At 42.7% G+C, this 3,869-nt stretch carries 5 protein-coding genes; all 5 read left to right on the top strand.

The genetic code is table 11. The annotated features are described in order from the left end of the window. The first annotated feature begins 354 nt into the window (after positions 1-354). Positions 355-687 carry an ArsR/SmtB family transcription factor gene (locus tag AC1DWN_RS29875; protein WP_477562501.1) on the top strand — a complete coding sequence of 111 codons (333 nt, stop codon included), beginning with the start codon at positions 355-357 and terminating at the stop codon, positions 685-687. Further along, positions 687-1,697: a medium chain dehydrogenase/reductase family protein gene (locus AC1DWN_RS29870; RefSeq protein WP_477562500.1), complete on the top strand. Its 1,011-nt coding sequence runs from the start codon at positions 687-689 to the stop codon at positions 1,695-1,697. Before AC1DWN_RS29875 ends, AC1DWN_RS29870 begins: the two co-directional genes overlap by 1 nt. A 716-nt stretch (positions 1,698-2,413) precedes the next feature. Further along, complete coding sequence (locus AC1DWN_RS29865) at positions 2,414-2,782, top strand: DoxX family protein (RefSeq protein WP_477562499.1); 369 nt, start codon at positions 2,414-2,416, stop codon at positions 2,780-2,782. Positions 2,783-2,945: 163 nt separating this feature from the next. After that, entirely contained in the window at positions 2,946-3,269 is a 324-nt protein-coding gene (locus tag AC1DWN_RS29860; protein ID WP_477562498.1) for a hypothetical protein, read from the top strand. Between the two features lie 186 nt (positions 3,270-3,455). Next, on the top strand, positions 3,456-3,869 hold a 414-nt coding region (locus AC1DWN_RS29855; protein ID WP_477562497.1), incomplete at its 3' end, for a PadR family transcriptional regulator.

The following is a 3,869-nucleotide window of genomic DNA, read 5'->3' as shown; positions in this document are numbered from 1 at the left end:
TCTAATGGAGGAGCACGGCGTCTGAATCTACCGCTAAAAGTCCTCGTCGAATAAACTTCGTCAGCTATTGAATCAAGATTCGGATATCCCAAGATGGGAAGACGAGCATGTGCGAGTTGTATCCCCCTAGGCTCCGTAACTTAAAAAGCCTTTAAACACAAGAACTTCTGAGTGTTTAAAGGCTTTTTTGCATAATGTAATTATGCTCAATAACTGTTCATGATCACTTGATGAAGCTAGTGTGATAATATCGCAGCATAACAGCTAACTATGGTTCTATTGCATTCTCAATCGAGATGGAATAAAATGTATATATGTTTACATGTTTAAAAATTTAAACATAAGGAGAGTTTCATGAAGCATCATAATTGCGACAACAAACTAATCCTAGATAAGTTCACCCAAAGCACCATGATATTCCAAGCGTTGGGAGACGTGAACCGCCAACAAATTATCGCTCTTCTTATTGAACTGACAAGTTTGAACGTAACGCAAATCACCGAACGAATGGAGATTTCAAGGCCTGCCGTATCCCATCACTTAAAGATTTTACGGCAAGCCCATCTTGTCGATTGTGTCCACAAAGGCAAAGAGCGATTTTATTGCTTGAGCTCCAGTATACCTGATGCCCTGCAAGTTATTAAGAGCCTAATAGAAGCAATAGAATTTCAAAGGAGCGAAGCTTGATGTTGCGCAACAGACGCATCGTGTTCGACCGATATGGCGGCCATGAAGTCCTTCATATGCTGAAAGAAGACGTTCCCGTGCCTAAATCCAATGAAGTCTTGGTCCAGGTTCTCGTAACAGGGGTTGCTCATGGTGACATTATGATTAGAAAGGGTGTCCTGACACCCCCTTTTCAGAAGCTTCCAGTGACGCCTGGCTTTGAAATCGTCGGTGTTGTAAAAGAAGTTGGAAGTGGTGTTACCTCGGTGCGCGCAGACCAGCTTGTAGCTGCGTTAACCGTCATCGGTGGTTACTCGGAATATATTTGCATCAAGCACGATGAATTGGTTCCGCTGCCTGAAGGCATAAAGCCGGAAGAGGCCGCTTGTATCGTGCTTAATTATGCGACAGCCTATCAAATGCTTCATCGGTATGCGAAGATGCAGAAGGGTGAAAAAGTATTGGTTCACGGCGCTGCAGGAGGTGTTGGAACAGCTTTACTGCAGCTCGGCAAACTCTCCGATTTGGAGATGCTCGGTACGGCATCTCAGTCCCGGCACCCCTTCATTTCCAGTCTGCATGCCACGCCTATCGATTATAGGAACACAGATTTTGTAGAGGAAATCCGATCACGATTTCCGAAAGGTATCGATGCTGTATTCGACCCAATAGGCGGCAACAATTATAAAAGATCCTACCAAGTATTGCGTAAAGGCGGCCGGCTGATCGGATACGGATTTCAAAATGCGGAATCCAAACCTTTTGTGCTATCAAGTCTCATGCGACTGATGTCTTATAAATTAGTGCCAGATGGCAAGCGAAGCATTTTTTACAGCATTGCCGTTACTAGAAAGTCAAAACGCGTTTGGCTTAAAGAAGATTTGAATATTTTATTTCAGCTTCTCGCTAAAGGAGCTATTCAACCTGTTATACAGCATATATTCCCTTTGTCCGACGCTAAGGCCGCTCACGAACTCTTCGAATTAGGTGGGGGCACGGGAAAAATTTTATTGTCTTGTCGCTCGCAGTAAGCAGGGTAGTGTACTGGACAGTTGTGGGAGAGCGCTTGCATGGCATGCAAGAGGTCAGGGTTTCAGTCCGCGCGGACGAAAATGGTGAGTAAGCTTCGTAGGAATACATCTAATGGAGGAGCACGGCGTCTGAATCTACCGCTAAAAGTCCTCGTGGGGTAAGCTAGCTTCGTCAGCCATTAGATCAAGATTCATACATCCCATAGTGGGTAAGCGAGTTAGACGAGCTGTATCCCCCTAGGCTCCACCAAATAAACAGAAAACCACGTCCAGAGGACGTGGTTTTCTGTTTATTTGGTGGAATTTCCCTGGGGGCGAACCCCGGGGTTCAGTCCGCGCGGACGTAATGAAGTGAAAAGGCTTTTACCGAATTTGTATTACTTGCGAGAGCTAAATTAGTTATGTTGCTTAAGCTAGTTCGAAATGAAAGATGAGGTGTGAAAGGTTCGTTTATGAATGCTGAATGATACTTTGAGAACTACTCGTCGTGAAAATCCAGCAGACCGATTATTGTTCGGTCTTGCCGCAGGATGGAGCGTCATATTTTATAAATTTGCTGGCATGTCGCCTATTAAGAATCCAAATCGACCAATTGAAAAGATTTACACCAAATACAACATAATAATTGCTTTACAGGACACATAATGGTGTTATATCATGAAATAGGACACCGATCGGTGTCGGATAAAAATAAATTAATAAGGAAGTGGATTCAAATGCATATACTAACCATCGTTCTTCAAAGTTGGCTACTTTTCTCCATGGCTTTCTTTGGCGGAAGCAAGATTGCAGGAATCAAGCATCAGGTCGAACTGTTTGATTCGATTAGACTTCCTCAATGGTTCCGCGTCATTACGGGCTACGTTCAAATTGTTGGATGCATAGGACTCATTATCGGCTACTGGTATCCGGGGATTGCCGCATGGGCAGGAATATTGATAGGCATTATGATGCTATTGGCGTGCTTCTCGCATTTCAGAGTCAAACATCCGATCGAAAAAGTGATACCGGCCTTATTGAATCTCTTGATTGCTATTGCAGTAGTATTCTTATATGCAGACGAACTGCCACATCTTTTTGGGTAAGTTCATATCTATGGTAGTGAAATACCCAATGGTGGGAGTCCGTAGTGGGGTATTTAACAATTCCAAAAGAATTGCATAACAGAGCATAAGAAATATAACGGGGAATTAGCTCTGTCAAGGAGTGTGTATCGCTGGTAGCGATGAGGTCAGGAGTACGATCCCCTTGGCTCCACCAAACAATAAATTCAGACCACTTCATAGCGAAGTGGTTTTTTTATTGTTTGGTGGAGCATGGCATTTGAATCCGAAAAGAAAAATCGATTTCGATAATTTGCGTGGCGAATTCAAGCATACTCGGCGTTTTAGCGTATATAAGATGTATGGAGACTCCAAAATGGCATTATTAATTTTAACCTTAAAAATGTCTGAAGAATTGAAAAGCAAAGGAATTAATGTCAACGCTCTTCAGATAAATCGCGTGAAACTGTCAAAAGAAACGAATGCTGAAAAAATATGGACATTATGCACCGTGCTAACTAAAAGCTAGCTATACCTACATTTATATTTATCACGGGGGCTTAGCTCAGCTATGAGAACGGATCGCTGCTGAGGGCATGCTCTCTCTTTTTTTCAAAAACGAATTTATCAATAAGAAATCTTGCTTTACTCTTTATTCCACTACTGTTATATTGTGGATGTGAAATATAACTATGGGACTAGAAGGATGGTACTTGTGAAACAGCTTTCCAATGTAGAATTGGTGCTACTACAAATTATCGCGGAGTCTAAACAATCRTCCGGGTATGAAATTAATAAGCTGATAGAGGAAAGAGGATACAGGGAATGGGCTAAGATTGGCACTACTTCCATCTATGCCGGCTTGAAGAAGCTGAAGGAGAAGCGGCTGATTCAATCAGACAGCCCCACAGATAAATTCGGTAAAGGCCCCTTGCCTGTCAAATTTGCGATCACGGAAAACGGAATCCAATTGTTGCGCATTGAAATCATCGATTGCTTATCTTCCACACGGGAGAGGGACAACCGCTTCGATCTCGGAATTGCAGCTTTACCATTAATTTGTAAAAATGAAGCTATGGAAGCGTTAAAGAAACGGGATGAATTTTTACGAGAAACGTTACTGCATATC

This window comes from Paenibacillus sp. P4_A7 (genome assembly GCF_056402455.1).
This window is presented reverse-complemented; position numbering and strand designations above follow the sequence as displayed.